Raw genomic sequence first — 14537 nt, 5'->3', positions numbered from 1 at the left:
TCATAATTAAAACAACAAAACAATGGCAAAAACAATTTTCATTACCGGCGCCTCACGTGGTTTCGGTAAATTATGGGCCGAAGCATTACTGCAACGCGGCGATAAAGTAGTAGCAACAGCCCGCGACCTAAGTACCCTTGATGACCTGGTAACCAAATACGGCGACAATATTTTACCCCTGCAACTGGATGTGAACGACCGCGCCGCCGGTATTGCAGCCATCAACAAAGCAAAAGCACATTTTGGCACCATAGATGTGTTGGTTAACAACGCCGGCTACGGCTTATTTGGCACTATTGAAGAAACTACCGAAGAGGAAGCCCGCGGCCAAATAGAAACCAACTTTTTTGGTTTGCTGTGGCTAACCCAGGCCGTATTACCCGTAATGCGCCAGCAGGGCCATGGCCACATCATCCAGGTTTCGAGCGTATTGGGCCATGCTACCCTCCCGGTACTGGGTTTATATAATGCATCAAAATTTGCCGTGGAAGGCTTGAGCGAAACGCTGGCTACCGAAGTAAAGGGCTTTGGCATTAATGTTACGCTGATTGAACCTAACGGCTTTGCAACTGACTGGGCAGGTGCTTCATCGGCGCAAACCGTGGCCATGCCCGAGTATGATGGTGTACGGGCAGCATTCCAGGCCGGTTTAACCGATGATATATTTGGCATACCCGAAGCAACCAGCGACGCCGTATTAAAGCTTATTGACAGCGAAAACCCGCCGCTACGTTTATTTTTGGGGAACCAGGCTTACCCCTGGGTTAAACAGGTTTATGAAGGCCGAGTTGCCGAATGGGAAAACTGGAAAGAGGTATCGGCTGCCGCACAGGGCAAATAATTTTAATGGTATTGTACTGACATAATTTACGCCGGTTTTCGGCGTAAATTTGTTTTATTATTTAACGTTATGCAGCATTTTAAAAACTTAGCCGATATGCACCGGGCCAACGGTTACGCACCGCCCGAGAACCCACTCATCAGCATACAGCGGTGCACGCAAACCTGCAGCCTTGGCGACAGGGAGTTTACATCTGATTTTTATATGATCGGTTTTAAAAAACTAAAGTCGGGCGTTATCAGATATGGCCGTACCAAGTACGATCATGATAACGGCAGTATGATGTTTGTAAAACCAAGGCAAATCATTGAATTTAGCAGCGTGGAGTATGAGGACGATGCTTTTATCATCTTCATACATGAGGATTTTTTGAACGGACATGTGTTGCATACCGAGATTAACAAATACCCTTTTTTTGATTACGAGGCCAACGAGGCCCTGCACCTATCACCGCAGGAAGAGCAAACCATCTGGGATCTTTTTTATAAAATAGATACTGAGTACCGCAGCAACACCGATGAGTACAGCCGCGATATTATGCTAACCCATATTGATTCGATGCTTAAATATTCGCAGCGGTTTTATAAGCGCCAGTTTATAAACCGGCGCGAGCTATCGGGCAAAACCGTTTCAAAATTCAATGATGCACTGGCTGCCTATTTTAAAAACGGTTTATTGGTTACCCAGGGACTGCCTTCGGTAAGCACGCTGGCATCGCGCCTTAACCTATCTCCCCGTTACCTGAGCGATCTGTTGAAGCAGGAAACCGGCAAAACCGCTATCGAGCTGATCCACATTTACCTGGTGAACGAAGCCAAAAACCTCCTCATGGGCGATGATCAAAGCGTTTCTGAAATAGCCTACCAGCTCGGCTTTGAAAACCTGCCCTATTTTTCGAGGCTTTTTAAAAAGGAAACGGGTATTAGCCCCAACCAGTTTAAAAAGCAGTTGGTTAACTGATGGTGATAAACGCCGTTAAACTATGGGGCCCCGGGGTGGAGTATTGAACTTGTTAACTGCCAGCCTCAGGCGGGGCTGGCGTTTGTAGAGGGCAAGTCGCAATCCTCAAAACCGTATTTCTGTGGTCCCCCAGGGTACAGTCCGGCAGAAAGAGCCTGATACAAAAACATATTTATCAATAAACCTGATAATAAATATGTTAAAACAACGTACCTGTTGGGTTGGCATGCGCCTACAACAATCCGCCTCATCATGACCATAAAACCGTTACTATTGCTCTTCCTGGTATGTATAACTGCCTCACGTGTTCTCGCCCAGGCTAACACTGCCGAAAATATTATACTTAAGGGTATTGTGATTGATAAGGAAAACAGCAAGGCATTGGCTTACGTTAGCGTGGGGATTTTGAACAAGCCCAATGGCACGGTAACAGACACAGCCGGGCATTTTAGTTTCGACATTAGCCGGGATAATTTTGCAGATACCATCCAGGTAAGCATAGTGGGCTATGCCGCGTTGAAAATCCCGGTAAGGGATTTTATGCCGGCGGCCGATAAAACAATTCGGTTATCAGTAAAGCCGCAACAGCTTGCCGAAGTAAGAATTACAAATGCAATACGGGCAACAAACACAGAAATTATTGGCCGGCAGGCCGTGAGCAAATTTGTACAAGTGTCTGTCCACAACAAAAAAACGGCCGACGAAACCGTAGGCTCCGAAATGGGAATGCTGTATAAAACCAGCCAAAAAAAAGCCCTTATTAAAAATTTCAACTTTTACATATCGGTAAACAACTTCAATTTTATAAAATTCAGGGTAAATATTTACGCCGTAAAAAATGCCATGCCCGACACATTGCTATGTAACCAACAAATTTTTGCCACAGTAGATAATTTTAAAACCGGCTGGACCAATATCAACCTCGATCAATATAACATCAGGGTTAACGGAGAATTTATTATAACCGTTCAGTGGATAGAAGGACGGATGGATAAGCAGGAAACCCCGCTTACCGTACTCCCGGTGGCAATTACGCCATTTTCGAAAAACTGCTACGCCCGCATAGCAAGCCAGGACAAATGGAAGAAAATGGGCGTTAACTTGAGCAACTTTGTTACTATAGCGTATTAAGTTAGGTGAAAGTTCCCGCTTTCGCAACCATAACATGCCTCTTCCAGTCCCCGCGGATTCTATTGGAGAATACCCTGCGGTTGTGCAAACCAGTCGTGATTAACAAAGCTGTGTTTATGTGCGATGATCGTAAGCATCATTTACTCAAACCCCAAATCGCTCCTTGCACTATAAAAATCCGCTTTGATGTTTTTATATTAGCCCAATAATCATACGTCATATTATACCTTAACCTAATCACACCTGCAACCCAAACCATGCCCGAAATAAACGACAAGCTAAGCACCCTCTACGAAATTTTGATTGATAATTCAGAAACGTTTGAGCAGGAAACAATTGACCTGATTAGCCAGCCAAACAAAATAAATAACCTCAATAGTTTTGCGTCCTTGATGGTTCTCCTCAAAAACGCCAGGTTTATTGAACCACTGCTGCTTCAAATTAGCCGTGGCGAAAAAGGTGACGTTTGGTTATGCGATTTTTTATATGCCGCGGGTGGATTATTACGAGAGCTTTCGGAAGACGAGGACTTTGACACGCCAAAAAACTTAGTTTCCAAATTGGGCTCATGGATTATTAACTACTCAGGCGAACTTGCCTGGATGGGTGCGAGCTTGTTAAAATACAGCCCAGGCAAATCAGCAGGAAAAATCCAGCTGCAAAAACTGGAACAACGGGGAGATTTCTTTTTAACTTATGTTGAGTGTATTTCGGGGCTTTTACGTTACCATAAAAGCAAATACCTCCCATTGGTAAAACAAATTGCGGCAGATGAAACAAGAGACATTAAACTGCGGGAGTATTGCCAGAGTGTTATCGATAATGTGCAGTAATTGGCTAAAAAAACAACCAAATCAATTGCGCCTCTGCGATCTTTGCGCGAAAAAACTTCTTTCCCCCCTCATCGGCTCTAACCGCTAATTCGTCTATTCATCCCGGCCAAACGACGATTACAGGAGGCGATACTCCGGGTAGTTGCTACCTTTAAACGATATAAAACAGCTATCCTGTAATTTAAAATCATGAATAAGTTTCAACCACCATGGTCGCGGCGGGAATTCCTGGCCGCGGTTGCCCTTGCCGGAGCCGGTACCGCCATAATGCTAAACCCGATGGCAGCCTGGGCAATTGATGAGGTAGACCCACGCATAGCCAAAATAGTAGCCGATACACTGGGCATAGATACGCACAACCACATCGACGTACCACTAACCACTGCTGAAGTACCCGGCCCGGATATAAACCTGGCGGGCGAAATGAAAAAGTCGGGCTTAGCGGCCATCTGCATGACATTCGCTGTGGATTATCAAAAACTGCAAAACCCCGGCGATGCCTACGAACGGTTTAAAAATGGGCTGGCTTCCATGGACCAGCAGCTGGCCCGTAACGGTATGAAGCGCTCACTAAACATGGCCGATCTTAACACCGCTCATAAAAAACGCCAGCCCACGGTTATCCAATCGGTTGAGGGAGGCCATTTTCTGGAAGGACACATCGAACGACTTGAAGATGCCTATAGCCGCGGCCTGCGACACCTGACGCTGCTGCATGACAGCGATGCATCAGTACCCCTGGGCGACGTTTTCACCAATCCCGCACGCTGGGGAGGCCTTACCACTTTCGGTGCCGACGTTATCCGCGAATGCAACCGACTTGGCATCCTTGTCGACCTTGGGCATGCCAGCGCCGAAACAGTGACCGCTGCACTCAAAGTAGCTAAGCAGCCGGTAATCATTTCGCACACCGGCCTTGATACCCAATTGGGGCAAAACGAGAACATGGCCCGCATGATGCGCCCTCGCCTTATCAGCAAGGAGCAGGCAAAAATTGTGGCAGATACAGGAGGTGTTATCGGCGTATGGACGCACCTGGCTGGGTCAGCATTGGAGTATGTCCAAAATATCCGGGCGCTGGTTGATGTTGTGGGGATAGATCATGTTTGCATCGGCACCGATACCAAACTAACCCCGGCCTACAGGCCGGCGGGCGGCGGTTTCGGCCCCAAACCGGGCGAACAAGGCCCGCCACCGGGAGGCATGCATGGCAATCGTCCTGATGGCATTCCTCCGGGCGATAAACCCCGTGATGGCGCTAATGGCGACCTGAACCGCGGCAAAATGGACGGCGGTACCAACCAAACCTGGCCGGATCAAAATACAGGGTTCTATTACACCGTAGTAGAGGCGATGCTGAACACCGGTTTTAACGCAGATGAAATAGGCAAGATAGGTGGCGGCAACTTTTGCCGCGTGTTTGATGCTGCTACGGCCGGCAACCATTAATGTTTGCTACTGGTCAGCCAATCTAACTGTTGTCATACCAGCGCTTTCAAAGGTCAGGTTAACTGACCTTTTTCCATTAGGCCAGGTGCGGTGTTTTACATTTTTTGGTATGGTAAATAACTGGTTGGGCAGTAACTCGATGGTGCTATCTTCCAGGTCAATAAATACGGAGCCTTCAATGACCAGGAAACTTTCATCCGAATCCGGGTGGAAGTGCCAGAAATAAGGCTCCGTCATAACGCTCATCCTCACTACATGGTCATTCACCAGTGCAATTGGAATATTGGTGTATGTGCCGTTGATTGCGGTCGTTTGCGCAATATCAATTATTGTTAAATTTGGAGTATCCATGTGCCCGCAGTTATTATGTTATATAAAGTTCGAAAATATATAGCAGCGAAGCTTTTAGACGAAACCCTAACGATTTTTTTTATTTAAAAATAAAGCCCCCTTATGCAGGAGGCTCATAAATTACTATTTATCTCGCCGATTATTTAATTTGAATCTGTCTGCTTACAGATTTGGCTTCATCTTTTTTGGCAATGTCTACCTTAAGTATGCCATTGGTATAAGCAGCTTCAATCCTGCTGTCGTCTGCGCTATCGGGCAAGGTAAACGATCTTACAAATGAGTTGTAGCTGTACTCGCGCTTGCTGTAATTCTTTTTGTCGTTGTTGTTTTCTAATACATGTTCAACAGAGATGCTTAGCACGTTGCGGTCAAGGCTTAGTTTAAAGTCTTCCTTTTTTAAGCCGGGTGCAGCCAGTTCAATGTGAAAGGTTTCGGCAGTTTCGCTGATGTTAGCAGCAGGCACGCGCGCTATCATGCGGTCGTTAAAAAAGGTGTCGTTAAAAACAGAGTCAAAAACGTCACTAAAACCTGGCAGTAATGAGTTGGTCCTTTTTTCGGGATTAAATTTAACCAATGTCATGGGTTGTCCTCCTAAATAAATTTAATGATTGAACTTATAATTAATTAAACTTCAGAACTTCGTGTTCTGATAATAACTCAACAACTAAAATGCCAGAGACTAACAGGGGGTAAAAAACTGAAAAAATTTCATACCCGGTGAAAAATTTTCAGTTTACGGCTGTCAAAAATTCAAGTATATCATCCTTCAATTTACTCCTACCCTTCCCTGTTATACTTAGCCCTGTAATCCAACGGCGATAGGCCTGTTATCTTTTTAAAAACTTCCCTAAAGGCTTTATCATCAGCATAGCCAACCTGGTCCATTACCTCAAAAATGCTTTTGCGGCCTTTTTCAAGGGTACTTTTGGCTACTTCTACTTTTACACGTTGCAAGTACTCAACCGGGGTATTCCCGGTAGCTTTAATAAAACGCCTGTCGAAATTGCGGCGGCTGATGGCCAGGTTAGCGGCCAACCCTTCAAAAGATATTTTTTCGCGTAAGTTTTCTTCTATAAAGCTCTGGGCCTTGCCAATCAGCTCATCACCATGATTTTTTTGTGCCTGAAAAATACTGAAAGGCGATTGCGATGTCCGGTCCATATCAATCTGGAAAACTTTGGAGCAGTAAATAGCCGTTTGCCTGTCAAAATATTTCTCAACCAGGAAAAGTACCAGGTTCAAAAAGGAGTAGGCACCGCCATTGGTGTAAATGCCCTGCTCAACCGTAAGCAGTTTATCGGTGTGCAATTCGATGTTCGGAAAAAGGCGTTTAAAAGCAGTTGCCGCATTCCAATGGGTTGAGCATGTTTTACCGTCGAGCAGGCCGGTAGCCGCTAACAAAAACGCACCGGTACAAATGCTCGCTATTTCGGCACCAAGTTGATATTGTTCGCCAATCCAACGTACAAGCGCTGCGTTTTCTTTAAGTACCCGGTCGTACTCGTGCGAAACAGAAGGAATAATCAGGAGGTCGGCCTTTGATATTTCATTAATATCTGCCGGAAAAATAGAAAAGAAACCGCCATCCAGTTTTAGTTCCGTTTCAAATCCGGCTATACGCACCTGCATCATAGGCCTATGCCCCATCTGCTGCCAATAGCCGTTGGCACGGTTAAGTATTTGAAAAGTACCTACCACGCTGGCCAGGTTGGCGTAGCCTTTAGGAACTAAGATGATCACTTGCTTCATGACGTTTTTTTTGAATAAAGATAGTTAACCATTGTGTCCAAATCAACCCGTCAACATGTCCATATTACACCCTGTGTTTATGCTGTCAAGACATTAAATTTGTAATACAATTCCCAATCAAACCAAAAACTGATAAAAATGACCACACCAGATTTTACAACCACCCTGTTGGTTGACAAAACCCCGAAGGAAGCATTTGATACCATTAACAACGTACGCGGATGGTGGTCGGAAGAAATTGAAGGCGGTACCAGCAAGCTGAATGACGAGTTTAATTACCATTTTGAAGACATCCATACCTGCAAAATAAAACTGGTAGAAGTTATCCCCAACCAAAAAGTAGTTTGGCTGATTCTTGATAACTATTTTAAATTTACCCAGGATAAAACCGAATGGAAGGGCACAAAAATCAGCTTCGACATTGCGGAACAAGATGGCAAAACGCAGATCGTTTTCACCCATCATGGCCTGGTGCCCGAATATGAATGTTTCGAGATTTGCCGGGGCGCGTGGACCAATTACATTCAAAACAGCCTGGCCAGTCTCATCAGTACAGGTAAAGGCCTGCCCAACGCCGCCGGCACTGCTAGAACGGCAGATGAAGAGCAGCTCCTGGCCGAAAAAAAATAAGACGGTAAACCACATCATGTTAAATACACCATGAACAATTATCAAAAAACCATCACTGTAACCAAACCCGCCGATGAGGTTTACGCCGCAATTACCCGGCATATTGCCGATTGGTGGAGTGATGACCTAACCGGCGAAACCGCACACGCCGGCGACCAGTATGATATTGCCTTCGGAAAAACAAAAAAGACCTTCAGTATCATTGAAGCGGTACCCAATAGCCGTGTAGTGTGGCAATGTGATAAAGCCTATATAGATATGGCTTCCCTAACAAACAAGGCAGAATGGGTGGGCACAAAACTGATATGGGCCATAAGCGCCGATAGCCAGGCTACAACCCTGAATTTTTCACACGAGGGCTTAAACCAAAGTTTTGAATGCTACAACGTATGCGAGGCCGGCTGGGATTATTTTATAGATAGCCTGTATGCTTTTTTAACCACCGGTAGCGGAACGCCGTATCACAAATAACAAGCAGTATCAAATTGATCGTGTACAAACCAAGGCATCGTGCAGCGGATTGGCAGCGCTGTTAAAAAATACGTATGCAACTGCGTTCAGGGCAAGCTCATCTAAATTGTTAACGGCCATAAGCTGTTATTTAATAATAGCTAACGGAATAAGCTTATAACGTCGGGAAGATATAAGCATCAAACGCTACCTTGTTTTCATTGCCTGATCCTGGTTATATAATCGAGGTACCGAAGGGACTTGTATTGCTCAATAACAGCCACAAATATTGGGATGCGCCTAAATTGCGCTATCAGTTTAGTGTTAACCATGATAAAATATAAAATATTCATTATCAAATATTTATAATATTTTATTTGAAATGTGTTAAGTTATGTTAACCCAATCAGATGCGTTTGCCCTTCAACTGTGTTGCTGTTATTTGGCCTTATTGAAAATAAAGAATAATTTTATAGTAAAAACCGCCGACCACCGCTTTCCCAAAACAACCAATATTAAAACCATGAAAACAACCTTATTTTGCCTGCTCACTTTTATAACTTTCCATTTTTATGATGCCCGGGCACAGGAATTGCCTTTTAAAATACCGGCAGCAAGTTTGGGGCAACGTATTGAACAGGATTTTGGACTTGGCACCATATCGGTAAAATATTACCGGCCTAATACCAAAGGCCGCAAAATTTTTAACAGGATGGAGCCCTACGGCATTGTTTGGCGAACCGGGGCCAATAATGCCACCGTTGTAACCCTTACCGATAGCATCCAGGTAGAAGGGAATACCCTTGCGCCCGGCTCCTACTCGCTTTTTAGCATACCCGGCGCCGACGAATGGACAATTATATTTAATAAAACCATTAACCAATGGGGCGCGTATGCCTATGACCCAAAACAGGATGTGCTGCGTTTTAAAGTAAAACCAACAAAACTTACCAATAAAGTGGAGACCCTTACCATCCAGTTTGCAGATGTAAAGCAAGACAACTGCCTGCTGCAAATACTTTGGGAAAACACCGGCATCAACATCCATTTAAAAACCGATGTTGATAACCGCATTATGGCCAATATACAGGAGGCCATGAAAAGCGAAAAGAAACCCTACTACATGTCGGCAGTGTGGTGTTACAACCACAACCGAAACCTGGCGCAGGCACTTACCTGGATGCAGGAAGCTGATAAAACCAACCCAACAGCCTACAATATCAAATACTGGCTGGCCAGGTTACAACTAAAAACAGGTGATAAAAAATCGGCTATTATATCGGCCAATGAGGGGCTCAAGCTGGCTTCTGCCGAAAATAATGCCGAGTACATCAGGATGAATAAAGAGGTATTACATGATGCCGGAACAAACTGATAGCGTACTTCCCTGTCTCATAGTTCCAAAAACTTAGTGTTACGTATCTTTTAAAGCCTTAAATCAACTTTTCCTTATTAATTCAAACCGGCATCCAACTAAAACAAGTAAATTGGGATGCCGGCAAGGTAACAGCCTTCTATGTGCTCAACCTTTGGCATGTTAATTCCGTTTAACTGTAAAGTTTGATGAACTATAAGGTGAATGTTCTGTGGAATAAATTAATTGGCGATAAGCCCTACTTTGCATTAGAGGGGCGCATCTTCCATTCAGTTTGTATTATTGTAATGTTCGGGCTTGCGCTCAACATCCCTTTCAATTATCTGATTGGCCTGCCAAAGCTGGCAGGGCTTATGTTTGTGGTATTGCTGGTTGTAGCGGCGGCTTATTATGCGTCCCGTTTTTATAAAATGCTCAGCCTGGCAATTGTGGCGTTCCAGGTTATTAACAATCTGATGCTGATAGTCAATTATTATGCTAACTCGGGCCTCAATGGCCCTACTTTTGCTATCTTCCTGTTATCGTTTATCATAGCCGTATCAATAATTCCGCAAAGGCAATATGCCATTTGGCTGCCTTTAAACATATCGGTAATGCTTTTGCTGATATCCTGGGAAGCGGCCCATCCTGGCTGGATAAAAGATACCTACCCTAACTCAAGCAGCCGCTTTGCTGATTTTGGATACAGTTATATTATCATTGCCGCGCTTATTTTTTTTATCATAGCTTTTATCAGGAGCGCTTATCACCAGGAACGCCGCCGGGCCGAGCATGAAGCCACAGAACTGGCAGCCAGTAACGAAACCAAAAACAAATTGCTATCCATATTGGCGCATGACCTTAAAGAGCCCTTAGCTTCGGTACAGGGTTTCCTGGAACTACTTACTTATTATAAACTGGAAGAAACAGAAAGGCGGAACATTGAAAATGAACTATTAAACCGCACCCGCGATACTACGCAAATGCTGGGCAATGTACTTTCCTGGACAAAAAGCCAGATGGGGGGTGTACAAGTACAGTTGATGCCATTACAACTGCGGCACACGCTAACCGGCACACTACAGTTATTAAAAAGTATTTCTGTAGAGAAGCAAATTGAACTACAGTATGACATTGACGAGGCCATTTGGGTTGCTGCCGACCCCGATATGTTGCAACTAGTAGTCAGGAACGTGGTGATGAACGCCATTAAATTTACCTTCCCGGGCGGCAAGGTTACTATTAGCGCAACTACAAGCGATGGTAAATGCACTATCGCGATAGCCGACAATGGCATGGGAATCCCGGTTGAAAAACAGGCTAAACTATTTTCGATAAGTGAGCAGGTTACCTATGGTACCGGTAAAGAAAAAGGCGCCGGTCTTGGCCTGGTGCTTTGCAAAAACTTTGTAGAATTACAGGGCGGCAATATTTGGTTTAAAAGCGAGCCAGGGCTTGGGAGTACCTTTTTTATCAGCCTTAATTATTGCCAACCGGCAACAATCGCGGGTAATTCTCCTGGGTTGTTGATGCAATCGCCCGCAAAACCAGTTTGAGCAAGCGTACGCGGGATATGATGCGTCAACAACCGGCCTGCTATGCCTTTAATCACAGTTGCAATCTTCTATATTGGCAATCTGCGTAGACGTTAAAAAAATTGCAGTCTAAAAACATATTTATTGCTAAGTAGGTTGCATTTTTGTAATACACAAAACATCAATCCATGACATCAGTAAAAGCCTATGCAGCCCGGGGAGCAGCAACGCCCCTGGCTCCGTTTTCAATTGACAGACGCGAACCCGCGGCCGACGACGTTGAAATTAAAATTTTATATTGTGGCGTTTGCCACTCAGATATCCACACTGCCCGTAACGAATGGGGCGGCACCATTTATCCCGCCGTACCCGGTCACGAAATTGTGGGCAAGGTTACCCGCGTGGGCAATAACGTAACCCGATTTAAAGTAGGCGATACCGTTGGCGTGGGTTGCTTTGTAGATTCATGTATGCATTGCGCCAACTGCAAAAACGACCTGGAGCAATACTGCCAAAACGGCCATACCCAAACCTACAATTCGCAAAGCCAGGATAAAAAAACTATCACCATGGGCGGCTACTCAAGCCATATTGTGGTTACGCAACACTTTGTGTTATCCGTGTCAGACAAATTACCGCTCGAAAAAGTAGCACCATTGTTGTGTGCCGGTATTACCACCTATTCGCCGCTACGCCACTGGGGGGTAAAAGCCGGTGATAAGGTTGCAGTAGTTGGCTTAGGAGGCCTGGGCCACATGGCTGTTAAACTTGCGGCGTCAATGGGTGCCGAGGTGACAATGCTAAGCCGATCAAAAAGTAAGGAAAAAGACGCCGCCGAATTAGGCGCGCACCACTTTAAACTAACAACCAATAAAGATACTATGGCCGAACTGGCCAACAGTTTCAATTTTATTATAGATACGGTTTCGGCTGCCCATGATTATAACGAGTACCTGAACCTGCTAACCACCGATGGTGTAATGGTTCTGTTGGGCGCTCCGCCACAACCTACACCGGTAGCTGCTTTCCCGTTCATTATGGGGCGCAGAAGTTTGGTTGGATCATTGGTTGGCGGCATAAAAGAAACCCAGGAAATGCTGGATTACTGCGCAGAGCATAACATTACATCAGATGTGGAAGTGATTAACATTGATAAGATTAATGAAGCCTATGAGCGTACCCTTGCCGGAGACGTACATTACAGGTTTGTAATTGATATGGCTACGTTGTAAAGCTTAAAGCCGAAGGCTCAAAGCAGAAGGCATTAGGCCAAAAGTTACTGTTTATGATGACAAAGAACAGGTTTCCTAACAAGAGACTTGTTCTTTTTTGCGGAAGGATGATATGACATTTATGCAAACATGATAATTCATGCACTTCTACTTTGCTATTTTTTCAAGTCAGTTTCGTGCTTTAAGCTTTCAGCCTTCGGCTTTAAGCTCCCTTCCCCCTACCAGCTAACCCTGAAAATTTCATGGTCGTCGCCGTTATCCCTGTCGGCTAAAAGCGAAACCTGTGCCGGGGTGCCATACATTTTCCCCAGGCCAAGCAATAAGCCCCTTACAAATGCTTTTAAACCAATCCGTTTAGAAAAATAATGTACCAAGATGCTGTTTTCCTCAATATCTGTAACCCGGAATTCAGGCGGTGTCAGCTTAGGGTATATCAGCATAATGCGGTTATGAAACATTGGTAAGTTAATCAGGAAAGCTTTTAAATGCTCGCCGCCGGCTTCCATCAAATCTCCGTATTTTTCTTTCCCGGTTTTCAGTATCCACCACTCGCCAAATGCCTCCAACACCTCGGCCACCGACATATTCATTTCTTCACTTACAGCATTTGCCAGGCTATAGGTTAGGTCATCGTCATAAGGTTCGCTGCTGATAAAAAAATCTATGTCAAGCTTTGTACGCAGTTTTACCGCCTCCCACTTTTCTTCACCGAAGTTTGCTACTACTAAATCCTCTATCGCTTTGTTAACTATTCCATACATTTTTTTAAAGGTTTAAGTTTGGGCTAAAAAATACGATGCCAGAATTTTATCCGCCCTGGTAAAAGTATTTGCATTATTGATTTTCGTTGTTATCAAAAATTACGGGGTGTTGAATGATGTTTTTAACGTAACGCATCTGCGATAAGTTGCTATATATAAACATCATAGCATGAATTAGTGATTTTTATATCAAATTTACTATTTCATTAATCACAGTATCGAGCTTTTTGGCGCTTTCTAACAGAAGCGGTAAAATTAAAGGATCAATCTCACCTTCGGTTTTGTTCATCTCCAACAGGTTAATTAAGCCTAAAATATTAGCCAGGGGCGCCCTCATTAGGTGGGTTTGGTCAAACGCAACTTTTGCCAAAACCATGCTTTTATGTTGGTTGTCGTGTTTAACTTCCTCTTTTTCGGTAACATCCCTGCCATAAACATTAATATAGTCATGGTCGGCAACGTAACGGCCTATAAAGGAATATATCTTATTATCATAACCAGCCTCAAACGGCATATCAAAAAAGGTTTGAAGCTTTAAAACATGCTTCCAAAACTCTTCGCGGCAGTAAGTTTTGCCTTCAAAAGTAAAACATGCAATCTGGTCGGCGGCGGGGTTGCTCATCAAAATATGGCCGTCGGTCGCAATCCTAAACAACGGATCGGGGTTTTGCAGGGCAAAAAGCGCAATCTCTTCAATTTCATCGGTCGCCTTTCTTAACTCGCTTTTTTTGCGATGAAGCGTGGTAAGTAACTGCCTTAAATCATCATTTACGATATCCTTGGTTTTAAGCACATGCAAAAGATCAATTAACGGATCGTGAAAGGCAAAGTCATGCAGGGTAAGGTGGCGTTGCTTAACGTCTGTCATGTTATCAAACCATGGCGAACCTATAAAAAGCAACTGGTTTGAACTCTGTAAAAGTTCAAATTGACCTCTTAATATATCATTAAACGGGCTGTTAACTTCAATTACCACCAATTGTTTGCACGTGGCTGATATGGAAAAGAAATTAGGTTCGATGCCTGCAGGTCGTTTTAAACGGAAACAGCGATCAAAACTTCCTTGAGGGTCATGTTCCAGCAGCTTTTTTAAACTGTTGCCGCACGATTGAACGGAGAAATCTTGGTTGATAAGTATATAAAACGGAAATAATTGATTGAATTGATCTTCATTAAAAGAAAATATCGTATCGACACTCATTTTATGTTCGGTAAAATCAATCAATAGTTTAGTATTTATAAGGTGTTTTTACGCGCTAAT

General features: G+C 44.2%; 16 protein-coding genes. 10 read left to right on the top strand and 6 right to left on the bottom strand.

Features of this window, described 5'->3' with window-relative positions; genetic code table 11:
* Window positions 1-22: 22 nt before the first annotated feature.
* From AC1DV1_RS05015 to AC1DV1_RS04995, 5 genes are all read left to right on the top strand, one after another.
* The gene (locus tag AC1DV1_RS05015; protein WP_477356184.1) at window positions 23-841 is read left to right on the top strand and encodes an SDR family NAD(P)-dependent oxidoreductase; all 819 of its coding nucleotides are present in this window, start codon (window positions 23-25) and stop codon (window positions 839-841) included.
* Between the two features lie 69 nt (window positions 842-910).
* Window positions 911-1801: a helix-turn-helix domain-containing protein gene (locus AC1DV1_RS05010; RefSeq protein ID WP_477356182.1), complete on the top strand. Its 891-nt coding sequence runs from the start codon at window positions 911-913 to the stop codon at window positions 1799-1801.
* 252 nt (window positions 1802-2053) lie between these two features.
* The gene (locus AC1DV1_RS05005; RefSeq protein ID WP_477356180.1) at window positions 2054-2932 is read left to right on the top strand and encodes a carboxypeptidase-like regulatory domain-containing protein; all 879 of its coding nucleotides are present in this window, start codon (window positions 2054-2056) and stop codon (window positions 2930-2932) included.
* A 257-nt stretch (window positions 2933-3189) separates the two neighbouring features.
* Window positions 3190-3765: a hypothetical protein gene (locus tag AC1DV1_RS05000; protein WP_477356178.1), complete on the top strand. Its 576-nt coding sequence runs from the start codon at window positions 3190-3192 to the stop codon at window positions 3763-3765.
* Between the two features lie 189 nt (window positions 3766-3954).
* Window positions 3955-5214 (top strand): dipeptidase, encoded by a 1260-nt coding sequence (locus tag AC1DV1_RS04995; protein WP_477356176.1) that lies wholly within the window; start codon window positions 3955-3957, stop codon window positions 5212-5214.
* Between the two features lie 6 nt (window positions 5215-5220).
* On the opposite strand, the gene AC1DV1_RS04990 is transcribed toward AC1DV1_RS04995, so the two are convergent.
* The 3 genes from AC1DV1_RS04990 to AC1DV1_RS04980 all read right to left on the bottom strand — a co-directional run bounded on the left by AC1DV1_RS04990 (window position 5221) and on the right by AC1DV1_RS04980 (window position 7314).
* Window positions 5221-5565 (bottom strand): cupin domain-containing protein, encoded by a 345-nt coding sequence (locus tag AC1DV1_RS04990; protein WP_477356174.1) that lies wholly within the window; start codon window positions 5563-5565, stop codon window positions 5221-5223.
* Between the two features lie 139 nt (window positions 5566-5704).
* The gene (locus tag AC1DV1_RS04985) at window positions 5705-6145 is read right to left on the bottom strand and encodes an Hsp20/alpha crystallin family protein (RefSeq protein WP_477356172.1); all 441 of its coding nucleotides are present in this window, start codon (window positions 6143-6145) and stop codon (window positions 5705-5707) included.
* A 197-nt stretch (window positions 6146-6342) separates the two neighbouring features.
* Window positions 6343-7314 (bottom strand): GlxA family transcriptional regulator, encoded by a 972-nt coding sequence (locus tag AC1DV1_RS04980; RefSeq protein WP_477356170.1) that lies wholly within the window; start codon window positions 7312-7314, stop codon window positions 6343-6345.
* A gap of 138 nt (window positions 7315-7452) precedes the next feature.
* On the opposite strand from AC1DV1_RS04980, the gene AC1DV1_RS04975 reads away from it, so the two are divergent.
* Together AC1DV1_RS04975 and AC1DV1_RS04970 are read left to right on the top strand one after the other, a co-directional pair.
* On the top strand, window positions 7453-7944 hold the full coding sequence (locus tag AC1DV1_RS04975; protein ID WP_477356168.1) for an SRPBCC domain-containing protein: 492 nt from the start codon (window positions 7453-7455) through the stop codon (window positions 7942-7944).
* 30 nt (window positions 7945-7974) lie between these two features.
* Window positions 7975-8415, top strand: a complete 441-nt coding sequence (locus AC1DV1_RS04970) for an SRPBCC family protein (protein ID WP_477356166.1) — start codon at window positions 7975-7977, stop codon at window positions 8413-8415.
* Window positions 8416-8612: 197 nt separating this feature from the next.
* Here AC1DV1_RS04970 and AC1DV1_RS04965 read toward each other — a convergent pair whose 3' ends face one another.
* Window positions 8613-8747, bottom strand: coding sequence for a hypothetical protein (locus AC1DV1_RS04965; RefSeq protein ID WP_477356164.1), 135 nt, complete (start codon window positions 8745-8747; stop codon window positions 8613-8615).
* 170 nt (window positions 8748-8917) lie between these two features.
* On the opposite strand from AC1DV1_RS04965, the gene AC1DV1_RS04960 reads away from it, so the two are divergent.
* The 3 genes from AC1DV1_RS04960 to AC1DV1_RS04950 all read left to right on the top strand — a co-directional run bounded on the left by AC1DV1_RS04960 (window position 8918) and on the right by AC1DV1_RS04950 (window position 12515).
* A complete protein-coding gene (locus AC1DV1_RS04960) occupies window positions 8918-9769 on the top strand; it encodes a DUF2911 domain-containing protein (RefSeq protein WP_477356162.1) in 852 nt (283 codons plus the stop codon).
* Window positions 9770-9957: 188 nt separating this feature from the next.
* Entirely contained in the window at window positions 9958-11304 is a 1347-nt protein-coding gene (locus tag AC1DV1_RS04955; RefSeq protein ID WP_477356160.1) for a sensor histidine kinase, read from the top strand.
* Window positions 11305-11471: 167 nt separating this feature from the next.
* Window positions 11472-12515, top strand: coding sequence for an NAD(P)-dependent alcohol dehydrogenase (locus AC1DV1_RS04950; protein WP_477356158.1), 1044 nt, complete (start codon window positions 11472-11474; stop codon window positions 12513-12515).
* Window positions 12516-12733: 218 nt separating this feature from the next.
* Here the strand turns inward: AC1DV1_RS04950 and AC1DV1_RS04945 are convergent, their stop codons facing one another.
* Together AC1DV1_RS04945 and AC1DV1_RS04940 are read right to left on the bottom strand one after the other, a co-directional pair.
* On the bottom strand, window positions 12734-13276 hold the full coding sequence (locus AC1DV1_RS04945) for a heme NO-binding domain-containing protein (protein ID WP_477356156.1): 543 nt from the start codon (window positions 13274-13276) through the stop codon (window positions 12734-12736).
* A gap of 184 nt (window positions 13277-13460) precedes the next feature.
* The gene (locus AC1DV1_RS04940) at window positions 13461-14477 is read right to left on the bottom strand and encodes a hypothetical protein (RefSeq protein ID WP_477356154.1); all 1017 of its coding nucleotides are present in this window, start codon (window positions 14475-14477) and stop codon (window positions 13461-13463) included.
* Between the last annotated feature and the right edge of the window lie 60 nt (window positions 14478-14537).

The organism is Mucilaginibacter sp. P4_D1 (assembly GCF_056401935.1).
Note: the sequence above shows the minus strand (reverse complement) of the source record. Positions and strands in the feature narration are given on the sequence as shown.